Origin of the sequence: Streptomyces spororaveus (assembly GCF_016755875.1) — a bacterium.
In the GTDB taxonomy this organism is placed as follows: Bacteria; Actinomycetota; Actinomycetes; order Streptomycetales; family Streptomycetaceae; genus Streptomyces; species Streptomyces spororaveus.
In genome coordinates this window covers 6,244,827-6,263,346 of record NZ_BNED01000005.1, presented here as the reverse complement: position 1 = coordinate 6,263,346, position 18,520 = coordinate 6,244,827, and the positions used below count along the sequence as shown (strand labels likewise).

The window sequence follows — 18,520 nt, the reverse complement described above, 5'->3', positions numbered from 1 at the left end:
CCTCCCGGACCACAGAACCCTATGGGGCGGGACACCGGCCCCGGCTTACCGCGCGCCGTACACGGGGAGCGGAGCCTGCGCCGCCGCGAGCAGTTTCGCGGCGGCCTCCCCCGCCTCCGCCGGGGTCCAGCGCGCGCCCCGGTCCGCCGTGGGGCCCGGCCGCCAGCCCTCCATGACCGTGATCCGGCCGCCCTCCGCCTCGAACACCCGGCCAGTGACCCCCGCCGAGGCGTCCGCGCCCAGCCACACCACCAGCGGGGAGACGTTCTCCGGGGCCATCGCGTCGAAGCCGCCCGCCCCGGGGGCGGCCATGGTCTCGGCGAAGGTCCGTTCCGTCATCCGGGTCCGCGCCGCCGGGGCGATGGCGTTGACCTGGACCCCGTAGGGGCCCATCTCCTGCGCGGCGACCGCCGTGAGGCCGAGGATCCCGGCCTTGGCCGCGCTGTAGTTGCCCTGTCCGACCGAGCCCAGCAGTCCGGCCCCGGAGGAGGTGTTGACCACCCGGGCCGCCACCGGCCGGCCCGCCTTCGCCTCCGCCCGCCACCACGCGGCCGCCGACCGCAGCGGCAGGAAGTGGCCCTTCAGGTGGACCCGCATCACCGCGTCCCAGTCGTCCTCGTCCAGGTTGACCAGCATCCGGTCCCGCAGGAAGCCCGCGTTGTTGACGAGGGTGTCGAGGCGGCCGAAGGTGTCCACGGCCGCCGCCACCAGCGAGGCCGCGCCCCCGGAGGTGGCGATGTCCCCGCCGTGCGCGACGGCCTGCCCGCCCAGTGCCGCGATCTCGGCCACCACCTGTGCCGCCGGGCCGTCCGGCCCCGGCAGCCCGTCGAGCCCGACCCCGAGGTCGTTCACGACGACCTTCGCCCCCTCCGCCGCGAAGGCCAGCGCGTGGGCGCGCCCCAGCCCCCGCCCCGCGCCCGTCACGATCACGACCCGGCCCTCGCACAGTCCCGCCATCTCAGTTCTCCTTGTTGACAGTTGCCGCATCCAAGAACGGCGGGCGCTCCCCGCCCCCGTGCACGAGCAGGCTCGCCCCGCTCACGTACGCCGCCCGGTCCGAGGCCAGGAACACCGCGGCCGCGCCCACGTCCGAGGGTTCCGCGAGCCGCCCCAGCGGGACGGTGGCGCCGACCGACGCGATGCCGGTCTCGTCGCCGTAGTGCAGGTGGGCGAGTTCGGTCCGCACCATGCCGAGCACCAGTGAGTTGACCCGTACCTCGGGCGCCCATTCCACGGCCATGGACCGGGCCAGGTTCTCCAGCCCCGCCTTGGCGGCGCCGTACGCGGCAGTCCCCGGTGAGGGGCGGGTCCCGCTGACGCTGCCGATCATGACCACCGAGCCCCGGGCCTCGCGCAGCCAGGGGCGGGCCGCGAGCGAGGCGGTCATCGGGGCGAGCAGGTTGAGCTCGACGACCCGCGCGTGGCGCTGCGCCTCGCCCTCTCCCAGCAGCCGGTACGGGGTGCCGCCCGCGTTGTTGACCAGGCAGTCGAGGCGCCCGTACCGGCCTGCGACCGCGCCGAAGAACTCGTGCACGGCGGCGGGATCGCGCAGGTCGACCGGGGTGAAGGCGGCCGTCCGCCCGTCCGCCGTCACCGGTTCCTCCGGGGGCCGCCGGGCGCAGACGACCACGTCCGCGCCTGCGGCGAGGAACGACCGGGCGATCCCGGCGCCGACGCCCCGGGTTCCTCCGGTGACGACGACAACCCTCCCGTCGAGCTCCATGGGCTGCTACCTTCCTCGCCTAACAAATGTTTGGTGGAAAGGTAGCTGATCCGCTCATGGGTGTCTCCACCGCAAGCCCCGACAAGGGCATCGCACTCGTCACAGTCGACTTCCCGCCCGTCAACGCGCTCCCCGTGCAGGGCTGGTACGACCTCGCCGACGCCCTGCGCGCCGCCGGCCGCGACCCCGAGATCCGGTGCGTCGTCCTCGCCGCCGAGGGCCGCGGCTTCAACGCGGGCGTCGACATCAAGGAGATGCAGCGCGACACCGGGCACTCCGCCCTCGTCGGCGCCAACCGGGGCTGCTACGAGGCCTTCGCCGCCGTGTACGAGTGCGAGGTACCGGTCGTCGCGGCCGTGCACGGGTTCTGCCTGGGCGGCGGCATCGGGCTGGTCGGCAACGCCGACGCGATCGTCGCCTCCGAGGACGCCGCCTTCGGACTGCCCGAGCTGGACCGGGGCGCGCTCGGCGCCGCCACCCACCTGGCCCGGCTGGTCCCGCAGCACCTGATGCGCGCGCTGTACTACACCTCGCGCACCGCGACCGCCGCCGAACTGCACGCCCACGGCTCGGTCTGGAGGGTGGTCCCGCGTACGGAGCTGCGCGCCGCCGCCCTGGAACTGGCAGCCGAGATCGCGAAGAAGGACGGCTACCTGATCCGGCTCGCCAAGGCGGCCATCAACGGGATCGACCCCGTGGACGTACGCCGCAGCTACCGCTTCGAGCAGGGCTTCACCTTCGAGGCCAACCTCAGCGGGGTGGCCGACCGGGTCCGCGACACCTTCGGGAAGGGAGAGCGCTCATGACCGACAAGTCCATGACCCCCGACGAGGTGGTCGGGCAGCTGCACAGCGGCATGACCATCGGCATCGGCGGCTGGGGATCGCGGCGCAAGCCCATGGCCCTGGTGCGGGCACTGCTCCGCTCCGGGATCACCGATCTCACCGTGATCTCCTACGGCGGCCCCGACGTCGGCCTGCTGGCCGCCGCCGGCCGGATCCGCAGACTCGTCGCCCCCTTCGCCACCCTCGACTCCATCCCGCTGGAGCCGCACTTCCGGGCCGCCCGCGAACGCGCCGCCTTCACCCTCACCGAGTACGACGAGGCCATGTTCATGTGGGGCCTGCACGCCGCCGCCAACCGGCTGCCCTTCCTGCCCGTCCGCGCCGGACTCGGCTCCGACGTGATGCGGGTCAACCCGGAGCTGCGTACCGTCACGTCCCCCTACGACGACGGCGAGGAACTCGTCGCCGTCCCCGCCCTGCGCATGGACGCCGCCCTGGTCCACCTCAACCGCGCCGACTGCCTCGGCAACGCCCAGTACCTGGGCCCGGACCCGTACTTCGACGACCTCTTCTGCGAGGCCGCCGACGCCGCCTACGTCTCCTGCGAGCAGCTCGTCGAGACCGCCGAGCTCGCGAAGGCCGGGCCCCCGCAGTCCCTCCTCGTCAGCCGGCACTCCGTGACCGGGGTCGTGGAGACCCCCAACGGCGCGCACTTCACCTCCTGCGTCCCCGACTACGACCGCGACGAGGCGTTCCAGAAGCTGTACGCGGCCACCCCCTGGGACGAGTTCTCGGCCCGCTTCCTGTCCGGGGCGGGCGAGCACGACTACCAGCTGGCCGTCCGGACCTGGCACGAGGAGCAGCAGTGACGACCACCGACACCACCGCCCCGCGCACCGTCTCCCGCGCCGAGTACTGCGTGATCGCCTGCGCCGAGGCCTGGCGCGACAACGGCGAGGTGCTCGCCAGCCCGATGGGCCTGATCCCCTCCTTCGGGGCCCGTCTCGCGAAGCGGACCTTCTCCCCCGATCTGCTGCTGACCGACGGCGAGGCGATGCTCGTCGGGCTCGACGGCACGGCCGAGGGCTGGCTCCCGTACCGGCGCCACCTGACGATGGTCACCGGCGGCCGGCGGCACGTGATGATGGGCGCCAGCCAGATCGACCGGTTCGGCAACCAGAACATCTCGTGCATCGGCGACTGGGAGCGGCCGGCCCGCCAGCTCCTCGGGGTGCGCGGCGCGCCCGTGAACACCCTGAACAATCCGGTGAGTTACTGGGTGCCCAAGCACTCGAAGCGGGTGTTCGTCGAGCGCGTCGACATGGTCAGCGGGGTCGGCTACGACCGCGCGGAGGCGGCCGGGGTGACCCGCTTCCACCGGTTGCCCCGGGTGGTCAGCGATCTCGGGGTCTTCGACTTCGCCGGGCCCGGCCACGTGATGCGCCTGGCTTCCCTGCACCCCGGCGTCACCGTCGAGGACGTCCTGGCGGCGACCGGCTTCGAGCCGGCGATCACCGGCGAGGTCCCGTTCACCCGCGAGCCGACGGCCGGGGAACTGCGGCTGATCCGCGAGGTGATCGACCCCAAGGGGCTGCGCGACCGCGAAGTGCGGGTCTGAGGCGATGACGATGGCGACGACGACCACGGCGACAGCGACGACGGCGACGGCGATGAGGCGGCCATGACGATGCGGACGGCGTTCACCGAGCTGGTCGGGGTCGAGCACCCCCTCGTGCAGACGGGCATGGGCTGGGTCGCCGGCCCCCGCCTGGTGTCGGGGGCGGCGAACGCGGGGGCGCTGGGGATCCTGGCCTCGGCCACGATGACCCTGGACCAGCTGCGTGCGGCGGTCCGCGAGGTCAGGTCCCGCACGCCGGACGGGACCCCCTTCGGGGTCAATCTGCGGGCGGACGCCGGGGACGCGGCCGAGCGCGCCCAGCTGATCATCGACGAGGGGGTGCGGGTCGCCTCGTTCGCGCTGGCCCCCTCCAGGGAGCTGATCGGGCGGCTCAAGGACGCGGGCGTGGTCGTCATCCCGTCGATCGGGGCCCGGCGGCACGCCGAGAAGGTGGCCGCGTGGGGCGCCGACGCGGTGATCGTGCAGGGCGGCGAGGGCGGCGGGCACACCGGGGACGTGGCCACGACGGTGCTGCTGCCGCAGGTCGTGGACGCCGTGGACATCCCGGTGATCGCGGCGGGCGGCTTCAGCGACGGGCGCGGCCTGGTCGCGGCGCTGTCGTACGGGGCCGCGGGCATCGCCATGGGCACCCGGTTCCTGCTGACCTCGGACTCGACCGTCCCGGACGCCGTGAAGGCCGAGTACCTGAGGGCCACGGTCAAGGACGTCACCGTCACCACGGCCGTCGACGGGCTGCCGCACCGCATGCTCCGTACGGAGCTGGTCGACTCCCTGGAGCGGGCGGGCCGCACCCGGGCGCTGGTCAGGGCGGTGCGGCACGCGGCCGGCTTCCGGAAGCTGTCCGGGCTGAGCTGGCCGCAGATGGTCCGCGACGGCCTCGCGATGAAACACGGCAAGGACCTGTCCTGGAGCCAGGTCCTGCTCGCCGCGAACACCCCGATGCTCCTCAAGGCGTCCATGGTCGAGGGCCGTACGGACCTCGGTGTCATGGCATCGGGCCAGGTCGCGGGGGTGATCGACGATCTTCCGTCCTGTGCGGAGCTCGTCTCCCGCGTCATGGCCGAAGCACAGAAGGCACTCGCATCACTCGAAGCACTGCACTCGCTCCGCACCCTGCCACCACCAGGGTGATCCCCCTTCTCCGTCACAGGAGTCGCCCCTATGAGCCGTGCCCGCATCCGCCTGGTGACCGCGGCGGCCGCCGCCGCTCTCACCGTCGGGACCCTGCCCGCCGCCGCGTACGCGGCGGCGGCGCCCGGAGCCGGGGTCAGTGCCCGGCACCACCAGCAGCAGCAAGCCGAAACGATGCGCCAGATCCCTCTCCAGGGCGCCGTCAATCTCCGGGACGTCGGCGGCTACCGCACCTGGACCGGAGGCCAGGTCCGCCAGGGCCTCGTCTACCGCTCCGACGCACTGAGCAAGCTGACCGATGCCGACGTCACCACCGTCTCCGGTCTCGGCCTCACGAAGGTCGTCGATTTCCGCATTCCGATGGAGCTCCAGTACGACGGCGCCGACCGGCTGCCCACCGGACTCTCCCCCACCTCGCGCCCCGTCAGTGACCTCGGCCTCTACGGAACCCTCGTCGGCGCGATCGGCAGCGGCGATCCCGTGGTCCAGGAGCAGATGCTCGGCGGCGGCCGGGCCGAGGCCTACATGCGCGACATCTACCGCACCTTCGTGAGCAGCCCCGAGAACCGGGCGCAGTTCGCGGCGACCCTGCGGGAGATCGCCGACGCCCGGCAGGGCCCGGTCCTGTACCACTGCACGTCCGGCAAGGACCGTACCGGCTGGATGAGTTACGTCCTGCTGCGCGCCCTCGCCGTGCCCGAGGACACCGCGGAGCGCGACTACCTGGCGTCGAACACCTTCCGTGCCGCCTACGACGCCCGGGTGCGGGCGGGCCTCAAGCAGTCGGGCCGGATGCAGAACCCGGACCTGCTGATCCCGCTCCAGGAGGTCCGCCAGGACTACCTGGACGCGGCGACGGCACAGCTGGAGGCCGACTACGGCGGCTTCTACGGCTATCTGACGCAGGGCCTCGGCCTCGATCTGCGGACGCTCGCGAAGCTGCAGGACCGGATGGTCCGGTAGCGGACAGCACGATGCCGGGCGGCGCTTCCCGCGCCGCCCGGCATCGTCGTGTTCGTGTCCGGGGTGGGTCAGACCGCCCGGCGCCGGCCCTGGCCGCCGGAGCCGACCCGGCTGCGCGCGGAGGCCGCGGCGGCGCCGCCACCGCCGCCACCGGTCCCGCGCCGGGAGCGCTCGCCGGAGCCGGCCGTCGCCCCGCCGCCACCCTGGCCGCCGCGACGGGCCTGGCCCGCACCGGAGGCCGCCGGGGCCTGCCCGGAGGCACCCCCGCCGGAACGGCGGCCGCGGCCGCCGGCCGCGGGAGCGCCGGCCGTGGCGGCACCGGTGCGCGGGCCGCCGCCGGAGCGGCGGCGCGAGCCGGAGCCCGAACCGGAGCCGGAGCGCGGCTTGGGCGCGGTCGGCTGCGGGACCTCCAGCACCACCGGGATGCCCGAGGGCTCCTTGGCGCCGGTCAGCCGGGCCAGTTCCTCGTCGGAGGACTTGATCTGCGCGGTGCGCGGGGAGATCCCGGCGTCCGACATCAGGCGGGTCATGTCCCGCTTCTGGTCGGGAAGCACCAGGGTGACCACGCTGCCGGACTCACCGGCACGGGCGGTACGGCCGCCGCGGTGCAGGTAGTCCTTGTGGTCGGTGGGCGGGTCCACGTTGACGACGAGGTCGAGGTCGTCGATGTGGATGCCGCGCGCCGCGACGTTGGTGGCGACCAGCGCCGTGACCTCGCCCGTCTTGAACCAGTCGAGGGTGCGGTTGCGCTGCGGCTGGGAGCGGCCGCCGTGCAGGCCGGAGGCGCGTACGCCGTCGGCGAGGAGCTTCTTGACCATGCGGTCGACCCCGCGCTTGGTGTCGACGAACATGATCACCCGGCCGTCGCGAGCGGCTATACGCGTCGCCACGGCCTTCTTGTCGGTCTCGTCCATGACGTACAGGACGTGGTGCTCCATGGTGGTGACCGCACCGGCCGACGGGTCGACGGAGTGGCCGACCGGGTCGGTGAGGAACATCTTGACGAGCTTGTCGATGTTCTTGTCCAGCGTCGCCGAGAACAGCATCCGCTGGCCGCCGGCCTCGACCTGCTTGAGCAGTGCCGTGACCTGCGGCATGAAGCCCATGTCGGTCATCTGGTCGGCCTCGTCGAGGACGGTGATCGAGACCTGGGAGAGGTCGGCATCACCGCGGTCGATGAGGTCCTTCAGGCGGCCGGGGGTGGCGACGAGCACCTCGGCGCCGCGGCGCAGGGCGCCCGACTGCCGGTTGATCGACATGCCGCCGACGACGGTCGCGATGCGCAGGTTGACGGCCGTGGCGTAGGGGGCCAGGGCGTCGGTGACCTGCTGTGCGAGCTCACGGGTCGGTACGAGGACCAGCGCGAGCGGCGCCTTCGGCTCCGCGCGGCGGCCGGCGGTACGGGCCAGCAGCGCCAGGCCGAAGGCCAGCGTCTTGCCGGAGCCGGTACGGCCGCGGCCGAGCAGGTCACGGCCGGCGAGGGAGTTCGGCAGCGTCGCGGCCTGGATCGGGAACGGCTCGGTGACGCCCTGGGCGGCGAGGGTCTTCAGCAGCGCCTCGGGCATGTCCATGTCCCCGAACGACTCGACCGGCGGCAGCGCCGGGTCGATCGGCTCGGGCATGGTGAATTCCTGGGGCCGGGCGACGGGCGCGGACTTCTGCCGTCCCGCGCCAGACTTCGGACGCCCCTGGGCCGCACCTCGACCCCGGGTGGGGCGGCGGCTGGGTCGTGCGGAGCTGGAGCTGGTCATGCGAGAAAGCCCTCCTGAAACCGGCAGGTAAAACAAAGGTCGAAACAGCAGACAAGCCGGGGCCCGCACCTCGCGGTGCGGACCCCGGCATGCTGAAGAACTTAGGCGGGGATGATGTTCTCCGCCTGGGGGCCCTTCTGGCCCTGGGTGACGTCGAAGGACACGCGCTGGCCCTCCTGGAGCTCACGGAAGCCCTGGGTGGCGATGTTCGAGTAGTGGGCGAAGACGTCCGGGCCGCCACCGTCCTGCTCGATGAAGCCGAAGCCCTTTTCCGAGTTGAACCACTTCACGGTGCCAAGTGCCATTTTAAATCTCCTGAATAGGCGGCAAAGGGCCCCATCCGGAGATTCCGGCAAAACAATAAAAGCGCCTGCGGAGCATTCCCGTCAGGCGCACATAAAGTTCATGGGTACCACAACTGCAACGAGCTCTAAGCTAGCACACCTCGCTGCGGGGAGTCCCGGGACGAGGGGTGTGACCTGCGCCCTCCGCCCCGCCGGCCCGCGGCTCGCCGGTGGCGCGGCGGACCGGCCCGTGGGGCCGGAGCCCCCGTCCCCCTTGGGTCGTGGGCGGTCCGCCCCTTCCCCGCGATCGCCGGGGGCCCGGCGGCCCGCCTCCGCCGTCGGCGAAAAGATTCATCCGTACGGGTCGGACCGATCAGGCCCGCCCGGGAGGCCGGTACGGGCGGCGGAAGTCCCTGGCGGCCGCCCGCCCCAGCTGGTTTGATCAAGGAATGGCAGCGATCAAGGAGCCCTGGGGGCTCAGTGTGCTCGGCGCGGGCAGCGTGTCCGCCGAACCCCGGCTCGCCCACGTGGACCTGGCGGTCGACCTTCTCGCCCCGACCCCGAAGGCGGCCTTCGCCGAGGCGGGCGCGGCCGTGACCCGGCTGCGGAGCGTACTGCGCGAGCACGGCATACCGGACTCCGACGTGTCCGGCTCACGGCTGCAGCTCACCTCGCAGTACCGGGGCTACGGCGCCGACCGGACCTTCCACGGCTACGCCTGCGTGGCCACGTACACCGTGCGGACGGAGGCGCTGGCCGGGCTGGAGCTGCTGATCGAGGACGCGGTCACGGCCGGTGCGAACCGGGTCGACGCCGTGCGGTTCGAGGTGGACGACAAGCCCGCCATGCGGGACGAGGCCCGGCACCGGGCGGTGGCGGCCGCCCGGCGCAAGGCCGAGGTGTACGCGCAGGCGTGCGGACTGCGGCTGGGGCCGGTCATCCACATCGAGGACGTCGACCCGGAGTCGCTGGACGTCCGCAGCCACGGCCGGCGCACGGGCGGTGACCCGGAGGACGACGGCTCCCTCACCCCGGGCTCGGTCCGCGTGGAGGCCGCCGTGCTCCTCGGCTTCGCCCTGCTCCCCGAGTGACCCGTACGGCGGCTACAGCCGTTCGATGATCGTCACGTTGGCCTGGCCGCCGCCCTCGCACATCGTCTGGAGGCCGTAGCGGCCGCCGGTGCGCTCCAGTTCGTGCAGGAGGGTGGTCATCAGCTTCACCCCGGTCGCGCCCAGCGGGTGGCCGAGGGCGATCGCGCCGCCGTTGACGTTGACCCGCTCCGGGTCGGCGCCGGTCTCCTTCAGCCAGGCCAGCACCACCGGGGCAAACGCCTCGTTGATCTCCACCAGGTCGATGTCGGCCAGCGACATGCCCGTCTTCTTCAGCGCGTAGGCCGTGGCCGGGATCGGCGCGGACAGCATGCGGATGGGGTCCTCGCCCCGGACCGACAGGTGGTGGACGCGGGCGCGCGGGCGCAGGCCGTGTTCCCGTACCGCGCGTTCGGAGGCGATCAGCATCGCCGCCGCCCCGTCCGAGACCTGGGAGGAGACGGCCGCCGTGATGGTGCCGCCCTCGACCACCGGCTTGAGGGTGGCCATCTTCTCCAGGCTCGTGTCCCGGCGCGGGCCCTCGTCCACGCCCACGTCCCCGTACGCGACCGTCTCGCGCGCGAAGCGGCCCTCGTCGATGGCCCGGACCGCCCGCCGGTGGGACCGCAGGGCGAACTCCTCCATGTCCTGCCGGGTGATCCCCCACTTCCGCGCGATCAGCTGCGCGCCGTGGAACTGGTTCACCGGGGCGTCCCCGTACCGGGCCCGCCAGCCCGCCGAGCCCGCGTACGGGCCCTCGGTCAGGCCCAGCGGTTCCGCCGCCTGCCGGGAGGCGAAGGCGATCGGGATCATGGACATGTTCTGGGTGCCGCCCGCGACCACCAGGTCCTGGGTGCCGGACAGCACGCCCTGCGCCGCGAAGTGCACGGCCTGCTGCGAGGACCCGCACTGGCGGTCGACGGTGACCCCGGGCACCTCCTCGGGCAGGCCGGCCGCCAGCCAGGCCGTCCGGGCGATGTCCCCGGCCTGCGGCCCCACCGTGTCGAGGCAGCCGAACACCACGTCCTCCACGGCGGCCGGGTCCACCCCGGACCGCTGGATCAGTGCCTTCAGGACGTGTGCGCCCAGGTCGGCCGGGTGGACGGCGGCCAGGCCGCCGTTCCGCCGCCCCACGGGGGTGCGTACCGCATCGACTATGTAGGCCTCGGGCATCGGATCTCCTCAGACGGTGGGGTCTCTCACGTGGGGCGCAGTGCGATCCCGTCCAGCACCATCGACAGGTACTGGCGGGCGATCTCCTCGGGGCTGTGCTGTCCGCCCGGCCGGTACCAGGAGGCCGCCACCCACACCGTGTCGCGCACGAAGCGGTAGGTGAGGCGGATGTCGAGGTCGGCGCGGAAGGCCTTGGCGGCGACCCCGCGCTCCAGCGTCCCCAGCCAGGCCTTCTCGAACTTCTGCTGCGAGTCGGAGAGGTAGTGGAAGCGGGGCTGGGCGGAGAGGGTGCGGGACTCCTTCTGGTAGATGGCGACGGCGGCGCGGTGCCGGTCGATCTCCCGGAAGGACTCGGTGACGAGGGCCTCGATGGTCTCCCTGGGGCCGAGACCGGCGGCGAGGACGGTGTCGTACCCCTCCCACAGTTCGGTCAGGAAGGCGGAGAGGATCTCGTCGAGCATCGATTCCTTGGAATCGAAGTGGTAGTAGAGGCTGCCGGCGAGCATGCCGGCGGCGTCGGCGATCTTGCGGACGGTGGTGGCGTTGTAACCCTGCGCGGCGAAGACCTCGGCGGCGGTGTCGAGGAGTTCACGACGCCGTTCGGGGGACGCCGTCACCTGTGGCTTCTTCTTGGCTGTCGGCTTGTTCGTTGGCACGCGTCCATTCTCGGCCAGGGCATCGGCAGGACACCCGTCAGGCGTGCTGGCTGCTGACGGACACCGTCTCGCCGGTCATGTACGACGAGTAGGCGCTGGCCAGGAAGACGATGACGTTGGCGACCTCCCAGGGTTCGGCGTACCGGCCGAAGGCCTCGCGGGCGGTCAGTTCGGCCAGGAGCTCCTCGCTGGTGACCTTCACCAGGTGCGGGTGCATGGCCAGGCTCGGGGCGACCGCGTTGACGCGTACGCCGAACTCGGCGGCCTCCAGGGCCGCGCAGCGGGTCAGGGCCATCACTCCGGCCTTGGCGGCGGCGTAGTGGGCCTGGCCGGTCTGGGCGCGCCAGCCGATGACGGAGGCGTTGTTGACGATCACTCCGCCGCCGCCGGACGCCCTGAACGAGCGCAGGGCGGCGCGGGTGCAGCGGAAGGTGCCGTTCAGGGTGACGTCGAGGACGCGGGACCACTGCTCGTCGGTCATGTCGGCGAGGGCGGCGGTGCCGCCGAGGCCGGCGTTGTTGACGACGATGTCGAGGCGGCCGTGGGTCTGCTCGGCGCGTGCGAAGAGGGCCTGGACCTGGTCCTCGTCGGTGACGTCGCAGGGCAGGGAGGTGACGCGGTCGGCGCCGAACTCGGCGGCGAGCGCCTCCTCGGTCTCCTTCAGGCGGCGGGCGTGGGCGTCGCCGATGACGATGCGGGCGCCCTCCTCCAGGAGGCGGCGGGCGGTGGCTCCGCCGATGCCGGCCCCGGCGGCGGCGGTGACGACGGCGGTGCGGTCCTTCAGCAGTCCGTGTCCGGGGACATAGCCGGGGGTGTTCACGCCCGTACCTCCTTGGGAAGGCCGAGGACCCGCTCGGCGACGAGGGTGCGCCGGATCCCGGCCGAGCCCGCGCGGCCGGGTCCGCCGCGGCCCTTGTGGGCGGCGAACCCGCCGGCGAGGTGGGTCCGTAGCCACCCCCGGACCCCGGTGCGGAACTCCTCGACGCTGCTCATGGCCGTACGTTAACCTACCAAACACTTGTTAGGGAAGCTTCGCTCGTGAAGGATGGATGGACGCCGCATGCCCGACGACCGCAGGCCCGACGACCGCCCGCCCGACGAGACACCCGTGCTCTACGAGCGCCGCGGCCCGGTCGCGTACGTGACCATGAACCGCCCCCGCTACCGCAACGCGCAGAACAGCGCGATGACCTACGCGCTGGACGACGCCTTCTACCGGGCCGCCGACGACCCCGCGGTGAAGGTGGTCGTCCTCGCCGGGGCCGGTGAGCACTTCTCCGCGGGCCACGACATCGGCACCCCCGGACGCGACGCCCACCTGCCCTCGAAGCGGCGGGCCGGCCTGTGGTGGGACCACACCGGCCGGCCGGGCGCCGAGTCCCGCTTCGCGCGCGAGTCCGAGGTGTACCTGGGGATGTGCCGGCGCTGGCGGGAGCTGCCGAAGCCGGTGATCGCCTCGGTGCGCGGGGCCTGCGTGGCGGGCGGGCTGATGCTGGCGTGGGTCTGCGACCTGATCGTGGCGAGCGAGGACGCCTTCTTCGCGGACCCGGTCGTACGGATGGGCATCCCGGGCGTCGAGTACTTCGCGCACCCGTGGGCGATGCCGCCCCGGATCGCGAAGGAGTTCCTCTACACCGGCGACCGGATGCCGGCCCGGCGCGCGTACGAGGTCGGCATGGTCAACCGGGTCGTGGCACCGGACGGCCTGGAGGCCGAGACCGAGCGGCTGGCGCTGCGGATCGCCGGGATGCCCGCCTTCGGACTGGCGCTGACCAAGCGGGCCGTCAACCAGGCCGAGGACCTCCAGGGGCTGCACACCGGCATGGACTCGGTGTTCGGCCTGCACCACCTCGCCCACGCGCACAACGCGGAGACGACGGCGGACCCGCTCGGCGGCATGGACGTGTCCGCCATGAAGGACGCCGCCATGAAGGAGGCGAACACCTGATGGAACTCACGCACACGGCGGACGTGGAGGCCTTCCGGGCCGAGGCCCGCGACTGGCTCCGCGCCCACGTCCCGGCCCGGCCCCTGCCCTCCCTGGAGACCGCCGAGGGCTTCGCGGCGCACCGGGAGTGGGAGGCGCGGCTGCACGCGGACCGCTGGTCGGTGGTCTCGTGGCCCGAGGAGTACGGCGGCCGGGGCGTGGACATCGTCACCTGGCTGGTCTTCGAGGAGGAGTACTGGGCCGCGGGCGCGCCCGGCCGGGTCTCGCAGAACGGCATCAACCTCCTCGCCCCCACGCTCTTCGACCACGCGAGCGCCGAGCAGCGCGCGCGGGTGCTGCCGTCGATGGCGGGCGGCGAGGTCGTCTGGGCGCAGGCCTGGTCGGAGCCGGAGTCGGGCTCGGACCTGGCCTCGCTGAAGTCGCGGGCGGTCCGCGCGGAGGGCGGCTGGCTGCTGTCCGGGCAGAAGACCTGGTCCTCGCGGGCGGCGTTCGCGGACCGCGCCTTCGGGATCTTCCGCACCGACCCGGACACCCCGAAGCCGCACCAGGGGCTGACGTACCTGATGTTCGACCTGCGGGCACCGGGGGTGACGGTGCGGCCCATCGGGCGCCTCGACGGCAAGCCGGCCTTCGCGGAGCTCTTCCTCGACCGGGTCTTCGTACCGGACGAGGACGTCATCGGGGAGCCGGGACAGGGCTGGCGGATCGCCATGTCGACGACCGGCAACGAACGCGGGCTGACCCTGCGCTCCCCCGGCCGTTTCCTGGCGGCGGCGGACCGGCTGGTCGCGCTGTGGCGGGCGCAGGGGGACCCGTCCGACTCCGCGCTGCGGGACCGGGTGGCGGACGCGGTGGTCGGGGCGCGCGCGTACGAGCTGTTCACCTGGGCGAACGCCTCGCGCTTCGCGGCGGGCGGGACGATCGGCGCCGAGTCCAGCCTGAACAAGGTGTTCTGGTCGCAGTACGACATCGCCCTGCACGAGACGGCGCTGGACCTGCTGGGCGCGGACGCGGAGCTGGCGGACGGCGAGTGGGCCGAGCCGTGGGTGTTCTCCCTCGCCGGGCCGATCTACGCCGGGACGAACGAGATCCAGCGCGACATCATCGCCGAGCGGCTGCTCGGCCTCCCGAAGGGCCGCCGCTGATGCGCTTCCTGCCGACCGACGAGCAGTCGGACTTCGCCCGTACGCTGCGCTCCCTGCTCGGCTCGGCACCGGTCCCGGCGGCGGTCCGGGCCTGGGCGGACGGCGACTTCGCGCCCGGGCGGGCGCTGTGGTCGCGGCTCGCGGGGACGGGTCTGTTCGCGCTGGCCGTCCCGGAGCGCCACGAGGGCGCGGGCCCGCTCCCGCTGGAGCTGTCCCTCGGCTTCGTGGAGCTGGGCCGGGCCGGGGTGCCGGGTCCGGTGGTGGAGAGCGCCGCGGTGTCGGTGCTGCTGGCGGAGCTGGCGGACGAGGCGCTCGCCAAGCGGTTCCTGCCGGGGCTGGCCCAGGGCGAGCACTCGGCCACGCTGACCCTGCCGGGCGGGAGCCCGTACGCGCTGGACGCGGATGCGGCGACGTACTGCTTCACGGTGTCACCGGCGGGCGAACTGCGGCTGGTGGCCGAAGGGGGCGGCACGGGCCGGGCGGACGGGGCGGACCCCGTGGACCCGGTGGACCGGGCGGAGGGGGCGGACGGGCCGGTGCGGTCGACGGACCCCGCGCGCCGGCTGTCCGTCCCGCCGGCCGGCCGGGGTGAACTGCTGGCGGCCGGACCGGCGGTGACCCGGGCGGCCGAGGTGGCGGCGCGCTGGGCCCGGCTGCTGACGGCCGCCCAGTGCCTGGGCGCCGGCGAGGCGATGCTGGCGCGGACGGTGGAGTACGCCAAGCAGCGTACGCAGTTCGGTACGCCGATCGGGAGCTTCCAGGCGGTGAAGCACCGGCTGGCGGACACCCTGCTCGACCTGGAGTTCGCCCGGCCGCTGGTGTGGGCGGCGGCGCTGTCCCTCGCTCCGGGCGAGGTGGCGGCGGCGAAACTGGCGGCCGGCGAGGCGTCCTACCGGGCGGCGATGACGGCGCTCCAGCTCCACGGCGCGGTGGGCTACACCGAGGAGCTGGACCTGTCCCTGTGGCTGCGCAAGGCCCGCCCGCTGCGGGACGCCTGGGGAACGCCGTCGGCCTGCCGGGCCGAGGTCCTGCGGTCCCTCACACCACCGCGACGCTGAGCTGCACGGCGTACTGCTCCTCGACGACGCCGTCCGGGAAGAGCGGCTCCAGCAGCTCCCGCTCCCCCGCGAAGTACGCGCGGGTGCGCTCCTCGCCCAGGACCAGGAAGGCGGAGTGGCTGGCGAGGTTGGCGAGGTGGTCGTCCAGCGTGATGTGCCGGGACCACGTCACCGACCGGGTGGTGAACTCGCCGATCCCCTCGGGCAGGGTGCGGTGGGTCTCCCCCTTGACCTCGAAGAAGACCCGGAGCCGCTCCTCCTGTTCGGCGATCCACGGGACGGTGGTGTCCGTGTCGTTCCACCAGAGCGCGAGTGCGCCGCCGGGGCGCAGCACCCGGCGGGCCTCGGGCACGGAGCGGGCCGGGTCGGTCCAGTGCCAGGCCTGGGCGTAGGTGATCAGGTCGACGGAGCCGGAGGCCAGCGGCAGCCGGTTCCCGTCGCCGCGCACGATCGGGACGCCGGGGCAGGTCCGGCGGAACTCGGCCGCCATCCCGTCCCCGGGCTCCACGGCGAGGACCTCGGCCCCGCGCTCGCGCAGGAGCGCGGTGGCGATCCCGGTGCCGGCTCCCACGTCGGCCACCCGCGCACCGGCGAGCGGCCGCCCGGTGAGGGACTCGACGGCGTCGAAGAGGGCCGGGGGATAGCCGGGGCGGTGGGCCGCGTACAGGGCGGCTGCCGCGTCGAAGGAGCGGGCACGTGTCGTCATGCGTCCATTGTTTTCGATCACGCAATCGGCAACAAGGCAGGGGTACTTGTGCCCTACGGAGGGTGATGGCCGGGTCGACGGGGCACGCCGTGGCGGTGCCCGACCTCACGCAGAGTGATGGTCCGTGTTCACCGGGGGCGGGAGCGGCCCCTGTCCGCAGCCCGGGCCGCATCGCGCACACCCGGGATAATGGGGCGATATGAGCCTTACGTTCTTCGATGACAGGCGTCTGGCGTGTGACCTCTATGCCGCGGCGAGCCAGCGCACCGGCCCCGAAGAGGTCGGAGCGGGGATCTCGCGCGTGCTCGCCCCCATCGTGTCCCACGACGCGCTGAGCCTGGTGGGAACCGACCCGGCGACCGGTCCCGGGCTGGGCAGCTTCAGTTTCTGGCACGAGTACGACCCCGCGCTGGTCAGGGAGCTCGTCATGCACCGGCATCTGGGCGACCCGCGGCGGCCGGCGGTCCCGACCCTCCTGCGGACCCCGGCCGTCGTCGTGGGCGCGGGCAGCGACGGGTCGCCCGCGCCCGACCCGCGCATGCGGAAGATCCTCACCGCCCACGGGGCCGGTTCCGAGCTGCGTCTGCTCCTCCGGGACAGGCGCGGCGTGTGGGGGGCCCTCGGGCTGCTCCGCTGCGAAGGTGCCGCGCCGTTCGGCGAGGACGACGCCCGGCGGGCGGCCCGGCTCGTACCGGCGCTGATGGCCGCCCTGCGCCGGTACGCGACGGCCGGTCCCCTGTGCCCCGAGGTTCCCCCGCTGTCGGCGGGAGTGATCACCGTCGGTTCCGACCACCGGATCGGGGCCGTCAGCCCCCAGGCGCAGCTGTGGCTGGACCAGTGGTCGGCGCACGGCGCTCCCCCTTGGGTCGCGGAAGCCTTCTTCGTCTCGCTCTCGCTCGTCGCCCGGGCGGAAGCCCGCCGCGAGGGCGGGTCGATCCCCCTGGTGTGCGCGCCACCGGCCGCCACCGGCCGCTGGACCACCTGTCAGGGCCACGTGCTCGACGCGGGCGGCACGGGCGATGTCGCCCTCGTCATCCAGGGGGCTACCTGGGACCTGGTCCTGCCCTCGTTGTGCGAGTGGTACGGCATCACCCCCCGGGAACGCGATGTCGTCACGCAGCTCCGCACGGGGGCGTCCGTCAAGCAGATCGCCCGCCGCCTCGGCCTGTCCGCGTACACGGTCAACGACCACCTCAAGGCGGTCTTCCGCAAGACCGGGGCGGACGGGCGCGACGAACTCAGTGCCGCCCTGACCCGCTGACCCGCGGACCCGCGGACCCGCGGTGTGTACATCCCCGATTTCAGGGGGTCGCAGCGACAGGGAACCCTCCCACCATGGGGAGAGAAGACCGGAGCACACCACGTCCGGTCCACCGCGGATCCCCGCACGGGCATGGCGTACGGACGCCGACGCGCTCTGCCGTGCCGGGATCCCCTCCTCACCGAAGGGAACGGACATGACCCACAGCAATCTTCGTGAACCCTCGACCGGGAACACGGCAAGCGGCGGCTCGGTGCAGGCCGGGCCGGGGCGGGCGATCCCCGCCACGGACGCAAGCGGGGGCAAGGCACTGCTGAATCCGGAGATGGCCGCCCGGCCCTTCGACTTCCGGGGCCACGGTGTGTTCGAAAGGGAGGTGACGCTGCCGGGCTCCCGCGGAGCGGGCACCATGGTGCTCGCCAGCATCACGGAGTTCAGCCCCGTCACCGACGATCCCATCATGGGATCCGCGATCGTCACCCTGCACAGCGTGGCGCCCCAGAGCGGGGGCACCGTGAAGGTCCGTATGGAAGTGCGCTGGCCCGAAGACCTCTCCGTCAGGGTCCAGTTCATGTACTTCCTCTGAACCCGCTCTCCGACCCGGCAGGACCCCGTGGGGGCGCGGGCAACCGCGCCCCCTTCGGGACGGAACGCCCTTCAAGGGCTGGGGCGGCGCAGGGAGATCCGGCCGACGACGACGGTCTGGAGCAGGATCAGGGCCCCGGTGCCGACGGCGGGCCACCGCGGCCGGTCCGGGCGCCCGCCGACGGACCAGGCCGGTCCGCCGGGGTCCACCGTCACGGTCAGCCGGGCGCCGACCGGGAGGTCCGACGCCACCGGGCCGGGCAGGTCCCGGCCCGCCTCGGTGCGCAGCCGCAGGGCCGGGGCCGAACCGTCCTCCCCCGTGGTCCGCTCGACCACGACCGCCCGTTCCTCGCGGCCGCGGTCGTGGAGGGTGTGCCGGTCCCAGGTGTTCCCTCCGGCCACGGCGATGCCGACCGCGAGGAGCGCGACGACGGTGCGGGCGACGAACTCCGCGTCGGTGCCGTGCGGTACGGCCGCGCCGACGACGAAGACGGCCAGCAGGACCGGGATCCAGGCCCCCTCGGGCCCCTGGAGCAGCCGGATCGCACCGAACTCCACTGCCAGGAGAAGGCCGTTGCGCAGCGCGGCGCCCGGCAGTCTCCGTATCAGTTCCGTCATGCACAC

General features: G+C 73.3%; 21 protein-coding genes. 11 read left to right on the top strand and 10 right to left on the bottom strand.

The features are described 5' to 3' along the window. Positions 1–45: 45 nt before the first annotated feature. The gene (locus tag Sspor_RS30775; protein ID WP_202202016.1) at positions 46–957 is read right to left on the bottom strand and encodes an SDR family oxidoreductase; all 912 of its coding nucleotides are present in this window, start codon (positions 955–957) and stop codon (positions 46–48) included. A gap of 1 nt (position 958) precedes the next feature. Next, positions 959–1,723, bottom strand: a complete 765-nt coding sequence (locus Sspor_RS30770; protein WP_202202015.1) for an SDR family oxidoreductase — start codon at positions 1,721–1,723, stop codon at positions 959–961. Between the two features lie 56 nt (positions 1,724–1,779). Here Sspor_RS30770 and Sspor_RS30765 point away from each other — a divergent pair, with 56 nt between their 5' ends. The 5 genes from Sspor_RS30765 to Sspor_RS30745 all read left to right on the top strand — a co-directional run bounded on the left by Sspor_RS30765 (position 1,780) and on the right by Sspor_RS30745 (position 6,241). Continuing rightward, positions 1,780–2,529 (top strand): enoyl-CoA hydratase family protein, encoded by a 750-nt coding sequence (locus Sspor_RS30765; protein WP_202202014.1) that lies wholly within the window; start codon positions 1,780–1,782, stop codon positions 2,527–2,529. Next, positions 2,526–3,377: a CoA transferase subunit A gene (locus Sspor_RS30760; RefSeq protein WP_202202013.1), complete on the top strand. Its 852-nt coding sequence runs from the start codon at positions 2,526–2,528 to the stop codon at positions 3,375–3,377. The genes Sspor_RS30765 and Sspor_RS30760 overlap by 4 nt, the downstream gene beginning before the upstream one ends. Beyond that, positions 3,374–4,126, top strand: a complete 753-nt coding sequence (locus tag Sspor_RS30755; protein ID WP_202202012.1) for a CoA-transferase subunit beta — start codon at positions 3,374–3,376, stop codon at positions 4,124–4,126. The genes Sspor_RS30760 and Sspor_RS30755 overlap by 4 nt, the downstream gene beginning before the upstream one ends. Before the next feature lie 69 nt (positions 4,127–4,195). Then, the gene (locus Sspor_RS30750; RefSeq protein WP_202203972.1) at positions 4,196–5,278 is read left to right on the top strand and encodes an NAD(P)H-dependent flavin oxidoreductase; all 1,083 of its coding nucleotides are present in this window, start codon (positions 4,196–4,198) and stop codon (positions 5,276–5,278) included. Between the two features lie 30 nt (positions 5,279–5,308). Then, a complete protein-coding gene (locus tag Sspor_RS30745) occupies positions 5,309–6,241 on the top strand; it encodes a tyrosine-protein phosphatase (protein ID WP_202202011.1) in 933 nt (310 codons plus the stop codon). A gap of 68 nt (positions 6,242–6,309) precedes the next feature. Here Sspor_RS30745 and Sspor_RS30740 read toward each other — a convergent pair whose 3' ends face one another. Further along, the gene (locus tag Sspor_RS30740; RefSeq protein ID WP_202202010.1) at positions 6,310–7,992 is read right to left on the bottom strand and encodes a DEAD/DEAH box helicase; all 1,683 of its coding nucleotides are present in this window, start codon (positions 7,990–7,992) and stop codon (positions 6,310–6,312) included. A gap of 101 nt (positions 7,993–8,093) precedes the next feature. Continuing rightward, complete coding sequence (locus Sspor_RS30735; protein WP_030010141.1) at positions 8,094–8,297, bottom strand: cold-shock protein; 204 nt, start codon at positions 8,295–8,297, stop codon at positions 8,094–8,096. 428 nt (positions 8,298–8,725) lie between these two features. Between Sspor_RS30735 and Sspor_RS30730 the strand changes: the two genes are divergently transcribed. Next, positions 8,726–9,367, top strand: a complete 642-nt coding sequence (locus Sspor_RS30730; RefSeq protein WP_202202009.1) for an SIMPL domain-containing protein — start codon at positions 8,726–8,728, stop codon at positions 9,365–9,367. 12 nt (positions 9,368–9,379) lie between these two features. On the opposite strand, the gene Sspor_RS30725 is transcribed toward Sspor_RS30730, so the two are convergent. The 4 genes from Sspor_RS30725 to Sspor_RS30710 are packed head-to-tail and all read right to left on the bottom strand — an operon-like array spanning position 9,380 to position 12,186. Continuing rightward, a complete protein-coding gene (locus tag Sspor_RS30725; RefSeq protein WP_202202008.1) occupies positions 9,380–10,537 on the bottom strand; it encodes an acetyl-CoA C-acetyltransferase in 1,158 nt (385 codons plus the stop codon). Positions 10,538–10,563: 26 nt separating this feature from the next. Continuing rightward, positions 10,564–11,193: a TetR/AcrR family transcriptional regulator gene (locus Sspor_RS30720; RefSeq protein ID WP_202202007.1), complete on the bottom strand. Its 630-nt coding sequence runs from the start codon at positions 11,191–11,193 to the stop codon at positions 10,564–10,566. Between the two features lie 37 nt (positions 11,194–11,230). After that, entirely contained in the window at positions 11,231–12,013 is a 783-nt protein-coding gene (locus tag Sspor_RS30715) for an SDR family oxidoreductase (protein ID WP_202202006.1), read from the bottom strand. Continuing rightward, the gene (locus Sspor_RS30710; protein WP_202204148.1) at positions 12,010–12,186 is read right to left on the bottom strand and encodes a hypothetical protein; all 177 of its coding nucleotides are present in this window, start codon (positions 12,184–12,186) and stop codon (positions 12,010–12,012) included. The genes Sspor_RS30715 and Sspor_RS30710 overlap by 4 nt, the downstream gene beginning before the upstream one ends. 67 nt (positions 12,187–12,253) lie before the next feature. Between Sspor_RS30710 and Sspor_RS30705 the strand changes: the two genes are divergently transcribed. Genes Sspor_RS30705 through Sspor_RS30695 form a run of 3 tightly spaced genes read left to right on the top strand, consistent with a single transcriptional unit; the run spans position 12,254 to position 15,344 of the window. Further along, a complete protein-coding gene (locus Sspor_RS30705) occupies positions 12,254–13,141 on the top strand; it encodes an enoyl-CoA hydratase (RefSeq protein WP_202202005.1) in 888 nt (295 codons plus the stop codon). After that, complete coding sequence (locus Sspor_RS30700) at positions 13,141–14,286, top strand: acyl-CoA dehydrogenase family protein (RefSeq protein WP_202202004.1); 1,146 nt, start codon at positions 13,141–13,143, stop codon at positions 14,284–14,286. The genes Sspor_RS30705 and Sspor_RS30700 overlap by 1 nt, the downstream gene beginning before the upstream one ends. Further along, positions 14,286–15,344, top strand: a complete 1,059-nt coding sequence (locus tag Sspor_RS30695) for an acyl-CoA dehydrogenase family protein (RefSeq protein ID WP_202202003.1) — start codon at positions 14,286–14,288, stop codon at positions 15,342–15,344. Before Sspor_RS30700 ends, Sspor_RS30695 begins: the two co-directional genes overlap by 1 nt. Here the strand turns inward: Sspor_RS30695 and Sspor_RS30690 are convergent. Continuing rightward, positions 15,325–16,050, bottom strand: a complete 726-nt coding sequence (locus Sspor_RS30690; protein ID WP_202202002.1) for a class I SAM-dependent methyltransferase — start codon at positions 16,048–16,050, stop codon at positions 15,325–15,327. The genes Sspor_RS30695 and Sspor_RS30690 overlap by 20 nt on opposite strands. Before the next feature lie 199 nt (positions 16,051–16,249). On the opposite strand from Sspor_RS30690, the gene Sspor_RS30685 reads away from it, so the two are divergent. Then, positions 16,250–17,311: a helix-turn-helix transcriptional regulator gene (locus Sspor_RS30685; RefSeq protein WP_202202001.1), complete on the top strand. Its 1,062-nt coding sequence runs from the start codon at positions 16,250–16,252 to the stop codon at positions 17,309–17,311. Between the two features lie 196 nt (positions 17,312–17,507). After that, entirely contained in the window at positions 17,508–17,897 is a 390-nt protein-coding gene (locus tag Sspor_RS30680) for a hypothetical protein (RefSeq protein ID WP_202202000.1), read from the top strand. A 71-nt stretch (positions 17,898–17,968) separates the two neighbouring features. Here the strand turns inward: Sspor_RS30680 and Sspor_RS30675 are convergent, their stop codons facing one another. Further along, positions 17,969–18,514 (bottom strand): hypothetical protein, encoded by a 546-nt coding sequence (locus tag Sspor_RS30675; RefSeq protein WP_202201999.1) that lies wholly within the window; start codon positions 18,512–18,514, stop codon positions 17,969–17,971. Between the last annotated feature and the right edge of the window lie 6 nt (positions 18,515–18,520).

Bases quoted from the DNA above. Each gene is read 5' to 3' on its own strand.
- Sspor_RS30775 (WP_202202016.1), bottom strand. From the start codon at position 957: ATGGCGGGACTGTGCGAGGGCCGGGTCGTGATCGTGACGGGCGCGGGG.
- Sspor_RS30770 (WP_202202015.1), bottom strand. From the start codon at position 1,723: ATGGAGCTCGACGGGAGGGTTGTCGTCGTCACCGGAGGAACCCGGGGC.
- Sspor_RS30765 (WP_202202014.1), top strand. From the start codon at position 1,780: ATGGGTGTCTCCACCGCAAGCCCCGACAAGGGCATCGCACTCGTCACA.
- Sspor_RS30760 (WP_202202013.1), top strand. From the start codon at position 2,526: ATGACCGACAAGTCCATGACCCCCGACGAGGTGGTCGGGCAGCTGCAC.
- Sspor_RS30750 (WP_202203972.1), top strand. From the start codon at position 4,196: ATGCGGACGGCGTTCACCGAGCTGGTCGGGGTCGAGCACCCCCTCGTG.
- Sspor_RS30745 (WP_202202011.1), top strand. From the start codon at position 5,309: ATGAGCCGTGCCCGCATCCGCCTGGTGACCGCGGCGGCCGCCGCCGCT.
- Sspor_RS30740 (WP_202202010.1), bottom strand. From the start codon at position 7,992: ATGACCAGCTCCAGCTCCGCACGACCCAGCCGCCGCCCCACCCGGGGT.
- Sspor_RS30735 (WP_030010141.1), bottom strand. From the start codon at position 8,297: ATGGCACTTGGCACCGTGAAGTGGTTCAACTCGGAAAAGGGCTTCGGC.
- Sspor_RS30730 (WP_202202009.1), top strand. From the start codon at position 8,726: ATGGCAGCGATCAAGGAGCCCTGGGGGCTCAGTGTGCTCGGCGCGGGC.
- Sspor_RS30725 (WP_202202008.1), bottom strand. From the start codon at position 10,537: ATGCCCGAGGCCTACATAGTCGATGCGGTACGCACCCCCGTGGGGCGG.
- Sspor_RS30710 (WP_202204148.1), bottom strand. From the start codon at position 12,186: ATGAGCAGCGTCGAGGAGTTCCGCACCGGGGTCCGGGGGTGGCTACGG.
- Sspor_RS30705 (WP_202202005.1), top strand. From the start codon at position 12,254: ATGCCCGACGACCGCAGGCCCGACGACCGCCCGCCCGACGAGACACCC.
- Sspor_RS30700 (WP_202202004.1), top strand. From the start codon at position 13,141: ATGGAACTCACGCACACGGCGGACGTGGAGGCCTTCCGGGCCGAGGCC.
- Sspor_RS30695 (WP_202202003.1), top strand. From the start codon at position 14,286: ATGCGCTTCCTGCCGACCGACGAGCAGTCGGACTTCGCCCGTACGCTG.
- Sspor_RS30690 (WP_202202002.1), bottom strand. From the start codon at position 16,050: ATGACGACACGTGCCCGCTCCTTCGACGCGGCAGCCGCCCTGTACGCG.
- Sspor_RS30685 (WP_202202001.1), top strand. From the start codon at position 16,250: ATGAGCCTTACGTTCTTCGATGACAGGCGTCTGGCGTGTGACCTCTAT.
- Sspor_RS30680 (WP_202202000.1), top strand. From the start codon at position 17,508: ATGACCCACAGCAATCTTCGTGAACCCTCGACCGGGAACACGGCAAGC.
- Sspor_RS30675 (WP_202201999.1), bottom strand. From the start codon at position 18,514: ATGACGGAACTGATACGGAGACTGCCGGGCGCCGCGCTGCGCAACGGC.